The sequence below is a fragment of the Synechocystis sp. FACHB-908 genome (assembly GCF_014698595.1).
GTDB lineage: Bacteria > Cyanobacteriota > Cyanobacteriia > Cyanobacteriales > Microcystaceae > Synechocystis.
In genome coordinates, this window is record NZ_JACJTH010000047.1 from 1 (window position 1) to 6,163 (window position 6,163).

General features: G+C 40.4%; 7 protein-coding genes and 2 pseudogenes. 3 read left to right on the forward strand and 6 right to left on the reverse strand.

Translation table 11 applies throughout. The features are described 5' to 3' along the window. A partial coding sequence (locus H6G46_RS18575; RefSeq protein WP_190759818.1) for a transposase occupies positions 1-132 on the forward strand: 132 nt, incomplete at its 5' end. A 249-nt stretch (positions 133-381) separates the two neighbouring features. On the opposite strand, the pseudogene H6G46_RS17680 reads toward H6G46_RS18575, so the two are convergent. From H6G46_RS17680 to H6G46_RS17695, 4 genes and pseudogenes are all read right to left on the reverse strand, one after another. Further along, positions 382-1,896: pseudogene (locus tag H6G46_RS17680) on the reverse strand (AAA family ATPase); the annotation flags it as partial. 620 nt (positions 1,897-2,516) lie between these two features. Further along, a complete protein-coding gene (locus H6G46_RS17685) occupies positions 2,517-3,098 on the reverse strand; it encodes an IS701 family transposase (protein ID WP_011153671.1) in 582 nt (193 codons plus the stop codon). A gap of 111 nt (positions 3,099-3,209) precedes the next feature. Next, positions 3,210-3,638, reverse strand: coding sequence for a type II toxin-antitoxin system VapC family toxin (locus tag H6G46_RS17690; protein ID WP_011153672.1), 429 nt, complete (start codon positions 3,636-3,638; stop codon positions 3,210-3,212). Then, positions 3,610-3,843 (reverse strand): DNA-binding protein, encoded by a 234-nt coding sequence (locus tag H6G46_RS17695; protein ID WP_011153673.1) that lies wholly within the window; start codon positions 3,841-3,843, stop codon positions 3,610-3,612. The genes H6G46_RS17690 and H6G46_RS17695 overlap by 29 nt, the downstream gene beginning before the upstream one ends. 366 nt (positions 3,844-4,209) lie before the next feature. On the opposite strand from H6G46_RS17695, the gene H6G46_RS17700 reads away from it, so the two are divergent. After that, the gene (locus tag H6G46_RS17700; RefSeq protein WP_011153674.1) at positions 4,210-4,776 is read left to right on the forward strand and encodes a site-specific integrase; all 567 of its coding nucleotides are present in this window, start codon (positions 4,210-4,212) and stop codon (positions 4,774-4,776) included. Between the two features lie 75 nt (positions 4,777-4,851). Here H6G46_RS17700 and H6G46_RS17705 read toward each other — a convergent pair whose 3' ends face one another. Further along, positions 4,852-5,175, reverse strand: a complete 324-nt coding sequence (locus H6G46_RS17705) for a YlcI/YnfO family protein (RefSeq protein ID WP_011153675.1) — start codon at positions 5,173-5,175, stop codon at positions 4,852-4,854. A 2-nt stretch (positions 5,176-5,177) separates the two neighbouring features. Then, a complete protein-coding gene (locus H6G46_RS18580; protein WP_048908403.1) occupies positions 5,178-5,630 on the reverse strand; it encodes a putative toxin-antitoxin system toxin component, PIN family in 453 nt (150 codons plus the stop codon). Between the two features lie 421 nt (positions 5,631-6,051). On the opposite strand from H6G46_RS18580, the pseudogene H6G46_RS17715 reads away from it, so the two are divergent. Then, positions 6,052-6,163, forward strand: a pseudogene (locus H6G46_RS17715) (IS4 family transposase); the annotation flags it as partial.

Below are 6,163 nucleotides of genomic sequence, written 5' to 3' on the forward strand. Positions count from 1 at the left end.
CTTTTTTTGCCGAAATATTCTCCTGATTTAAATGATATTGAGCATGACTTTAGTGCCTTGAAACGAGCTAGAATGTACGCTCCTATTGACACGTCTCTTGATGAAATTATCCGTTCTTACTGTGGCGTTTAGCGTCTCAGCTTTATTTGAAACTACTATAGATTGCACCACCGCATTCAAATTACGAGCACCAATTATTCCCCGTTGCATAGGACACAATACCTGGACATCCTGAAGGAGATTAAAACCTTGTTTCGGAATAAAATCTGTTAGTAATTCCCCAATTAATTGCACTCCATGGTCTGGTTCTGTGCCACCATTGTGCCAAAGACAATCTGATAGAGGCTGATCAGAAATAGCTTCCATTGGCGGATATTGACCCCTGTTAATTTGATGAGCATGGCGAATGATGGCACTAGCCGCCGCCTGACGAAAAACTTGGTTTAACCTGACCATGGTTATCTGCTCTGAAGCAATCAAATCCCCCAACACACTACCGGGCCCCACAGAAGGTAACTGGTCAATATCCCCCACCAATAGCAGTTGAGTATTGGGAGAAATAGCTTTGAGGAGGGAATGGGCTAGGAATAAATCCAACATAGAGGACTCATCCACAATCACCGCATCAAAGGGCAAAGGATTATCTTCATTACGCTTAAAGCCCATGCTATTGGGATCAAATTCCAGCAAACGATGCAATGTTTTTGCTTCCAACCCCGTCATTTCCCCTAATCTTTGAGCCGCCCTACCTGTGGGAGCCGCTAAACCAATCTTTTTACCCATCGCTCTCCAAAGAGCGACAATGGTGCGGGTAGTAAAGGTTTTGCCCGTCCCAGGGCCACCCGTGAGAATCATTACTCCCGTCGTAGCCGCCAATAAGACAGCGGTATATTGTTGTTTAGATAATTCCAGTTCATTTTTGTCTGTATAACGGTTAATCCAGGTTTTTACTCTATCTATGTCAATAATTTGGCTATTAACTAACTTTTGCTTCACATAACCGGCCAATTTGCATTCCGTATGATAAAAAGTGGGCTTGAATAGCAATATTTCCTCCTCACTTAATATTTCCCGTATCAAATCCTGCACTGCCACCATTTCCTCAATTACCGCTAGTAATGCCTCTGCCATTGCTTCATATTCTTCCGTACTCAACTTGGCGATCGCCGCTTTGATCAATTCTGGTTGGGGGAGATAACAATGGCCCTGTTCCGCCGCTTCCCCAAGGGTATGGAGAATTCCTGCCCGATAACGAAACTTAGACGTGGGGTCAATGCCGACCTGTTGGGCAATCTTATCCGCCGTTAGAAAACCAATACCAAAAATATCGTCCGCCAATTGGTAGGGGTTATGGGTCACAACCCGGATTGCATCATCTCCATATTCTTTATAAATTTTGACTGCGTAGGTGGTGGATACCCCATGGCCCTGGAGGAAAAGCATCACTTCTTTAATCGCTTTCTGTTCCGCCCATGCTCTTTGAATCATCCTGACCCGTTTCTTGCCAATGCCTGTTACTTCCATCAGGCGATCGCTCTCCCCCTCAATAATTTCCAGGGTTTCCAAACCAAAATGAGCCACAATTCTTTTCGCTGTCACCGGCCCTACCCCTTTGATTAGGCCACTGCCTAGGTATTTTTCAATGCCCGTCAACGTAGCTGGCTTGGTTTCGTGGTAATTATTGACCTGGAACTGAGAACCGTATTTGGGATGTTCTTTCCAAATGCCTGCTAATTTCAGGGTTTGCCCCGCTTGGATATTGGCAAAATTCCCCACCACCGTCGTTAATTCCTTAGCCCTAGACATTTGTAGGCGCGCCACCGTGTACCCAGTTTCCTCGGAATGGAACGTAATGCGCTCAATCACCCCAGTCAAATAATCCGTTGATTTTTCCATTAATGCTATTTTTAGCTCTGTAGCCTATCTTTTAACATTTCCGGCAATCATCAACACAGATGAATAACCTTTGGCAGTTATCCCTCTTTCATCAATCTAGGCAGAAGAAGAATAGAATGTATTCCATGAATTTAGCAAATACTTTAATCGATCTAGCTTATTAACCTTGTTGTAAAGTTTAGTTAATTCATCCAAAATATGGGCAAATGGAAATACTTTTAACCACTTTTTGATAAGATTTATTGCATTAAATACAGAGATCACTAATCGTAGGTTGTTTAGCCATTTTTTCCACCCTTCTTCTTTATCCCATTTTTCATGCTTTTGATGATACTTTGACGTTGAATTTAGAGTCGAATTAAAATTCTCATCATAAAAACAAATCATACAATATGCACACATCACTAATTCCCACCATTTTTGAATTTGCTCATAATGAGTTGCCCTAAAATCTGCCCATCTTAATTCACTTTTGCATTGCTTAAATCCATATTCTATCCATGATCTTACTCCATATATTCTGCCAACTTCTTTATATTTAATATCTGGTATTCAAGTCATTAGAAACCATCCTGCTTTTTCCTCCTTTTTTTCTGTTTCTGTTTTAATTTCCCAATATCTTATTGCGCTTTTTTACCATAAACTATTTCTCTAATATACCTATCTTCCTGTTTTCCATCCCATCTTATGTGTTCAAACCTCCTCCACTTATTTGCCCTTACTTTAGCTTCCTTTGGAAGCCAGACCCCATGATTGCTCCAGATTCCCACTGCATATTCTATTTTTAATTCCTCTACAGCACTGATAAAATTGCTATGGCTTTCTCCATATAAGCTATCTGACACTACTCTTTTTATTTTAAAACCACTTTCTTCTAGTTCTTTTATTATCTCTACTGCTAATTCCGGCTTTGTTTTATACTTATCTCCCTCTTTTAATCTTTCTTTTGGTTTAAATACTTTTGATTCTAGAGTAAACGTTACTCCATCGCAGTAACCATAAGCATTTACTGACACTATACCGCTTTCTATTTTTCCTAAATTTCCAATATATTGTCTTTTTACATAATCTGTTGTTTTCCCTTTTTTGGGGTCTCCTGTTTCATCTATTATTACTATTATTTCTCTTCCTTCTAAAATTTCTAAGATAATATTTAATCTTCTTTTTTCTAATTCTTTTAATTCCCAAGGAAAATCTGTCATGAAATGCAGTACTGACGGAGATCCTTAATCGAACAACCCCCAACCCCTAAGATTCTCCTGATCAGTGTTAGACCACTACAGCCCTAGCTAAAATCAGGGTTTTTATTTGGATTATTGATTGCCGGTGAAAGGATTAAGCAAACAAACTCCTGTGTCGGCAAAATCCTTGACATTGCGAGTAACTAGGGTCAGTCCATAACTAAGGGCAGTGGCGGCAATTTGTTTATCTAGGGCGTTATGGGGATTAGGAACCCGCAACTTTCCCAAAACTTGAGCCTCGAAGATGGTGAAATCTAGGATGTGGTCAGCGTAATCAGCAATTACAATTTCCAACCACTCCTCCAGTAAATTGGCTTGTTGAACATCTCCCCGATGCCTGATTAATTCCACACCCCGCCGCAATTCCCCAATGGTAATCACACTCAAATAGAGATGCTGAGCTTGCTGAAAAAATGCTAGTACACCGGGGTCGGCCCTATCTTGTTTCCGTAGCTCACTAATAACGTTGGTATCAATCAAATATTTGACTGGCTCTGTCATCCTGTATTCGCTCAAAATCTGAGTCATTGCCCACATTGGGAATCTGGCGGAGCACCTCGGCAAAGGGCTTTCGGGGAAGTCGTAATAGGGCCTGCTCTAGGATTTTGCGATGTTCTGCTTCGGCACTAATGCCATGTTGCCCCGCCCGCTTTTTCAGGGCCACCACCACCGCTTCATCAATATTGCGAACAATTAAATTAGCCATCCACTACCTCCAGCCCAAAACAAACTCTTGGTCTTGGTCATTACTCAAATGATAGCATTGATAGCGCTTGATCATTTGCCTGCCCTGCTTGTGTATGAACGAATCCAACAAGAAAATAAAATCAAGCTAGTACAAATTACACCCTTGAGAATCACCTGTAACCCTCACATTTAACTTTTCAGGTTAACTACATCATTTTCCTAAGCAAAAAGGCATAACAGACGATTTTGGCGATGGTGGTAGCTGTCGGAATTTATCAACTGAGAATAATTAGCAATAATTTATGTTGAGCGATGGAAAGTCGAAAAAATTCCACGATAGAATTAGGGTTGTGGGAGTTATTCAATATTTTATGAATTTTATTGAATGAAAATTAACCGCCAGGGGCAGGCAAAAGTATTAACTGAACAGGAATTACATGACCTGTTCACCGTTGGGTTGCTCACTCCCCGCGATCGCCTCTTGTTTGGCATCTGTCTTTACACTGGTTGCCGCATTGGGGAAGCTTGTTCCCTGGCCTGGGCTGATATCACCACTGATGCGATGACTTTCCGCATTGAAAAAACTAAAACCAAATCCAGTCGCACTGTGGCCATTTCCCCAGCGTTGCAAGTTTTATTTGATGAGTACCGGCAAGCCCAACAATTTGTTAGGTTTCCATCTTCCTATGTCTTTCGGGGCAAACGGGTGGGGTCCCATCTTCATCCTTCCATGGCCCATAAAATTTTGAAGGCCGCCACTGACAGAATTAGCGTTAGGGGGGTATCAACCCATTCTTTCCGCCGCACTGCGTTAACGATGATGTGTCGGAAGGGGATTAATCTGCGGGTTATTCAAAAGATTAGTGGCCACAAGAATTTGAATGTGTTATCCCATTATCTCGAAGTTTCTGAACAGGAAAAGGAACAAGCATTATCAACAATTTCTTTTTAAATTTGGCTTAGTTTTTAGTTCTGGTTAATCAGTTTATTATTTTCAATATTTCCCTAAATACAAACTGATTTTTGTCTAAGAATTTGTCTTTATTTTTTGCTGGAATTGAGCCACAATATCTGGGGTTAATTCATCTTCAGATGCTACTATTTCCCGTTCTTCTAAGACTAACTGAATATCTTCTGATGTGGCTGTACCTAAATTGTTAAGAAGACTAAGAAATGAAGCCTGTTGTTTTTCTATATCTTCAGATAAAACAGGCTTAACAAGATATTGCTGGGTAATTTGTCTTGTTAGGGCATAGACAATATATTGATTTAAGGATACTCCCTCTTGTGAGGCTTGATGACTTAATTGTTGATGTAAGCTTTCGGGTAATCTTAAGGTTAAACGACTCATATTTAATTATTATTAATCAGTTTTAAAATCAATTCCACAGGGGTAAAAATTTGTAATCCTAAAATCTGTTGAGCACTCCGAAAATCTTTGATGTTTGAGATAACGATCGCCGCATTGGCATTCATAGCACAGTCAATTATCAAATCATCACCAGGATCTGGGGAAGTGGGCCGCCAAGTAAAATAGATTGTTGTAAATTCAGCAAGACTTAGTAGTTTTCCTAACACTGGCTTTAGTGTTTGCCAACGATGGGCTGAAAGTTTACGGGCGAGGACATCTTGATATTCATAGGCGATCGCCGTGGAGACATTAACTACAAAAAGTTTGGCTAACCAAGCTTCAATAATTAGTCCTGAGGCACCTCCTTGTTTTGTTAATCCTTCTAAAACTACATTGGTGTCAATGACTAGGCGGGGGAATACTTGATTTGCCGTGCCACCACTATAGCACCGGATTCGGTGTTAGATGTTAAGCAGTAACTTCTGCCAAGGATTTCTTCCGATGGTTGGCGCACCGTTCAGCAGATCTCTCCGGCGATCGCCTCATGTCTGTTTTAACAACCCAGGCAAGCAGAACTAGAAAACCACAACTTTCTCTGCTTGGTCTGTTGACCTTGCTCAAAAATTCAGTACCTCACTTTTCAGGGCTTGTTTAGATCATCTATCTGTCGGATTGTAGGGAAAAATAGCGATCGCCACGCTTTGATGATTTTCCATATAAATGATTTATCTAAACGAAGGAATGTAAGAAAATATAGCTGGCTTCAATAATTACCAATAACATCAGACCCAGAAGTGTTGAACGATAGTTATAAAGAGAAAAAAAGCCCTTTAAAATGATAGAATAAAGGGCAGAAATATTAGAATAATTGAAGCGATGATATCAAATTTTGGACATATTGTCAAAACTTATCTATCTAATTTTCCTAAAGATGACTACCCAGTATTAGACACATTTAAGTTTGTGAGTATCTGGTTAGGATTAGTGT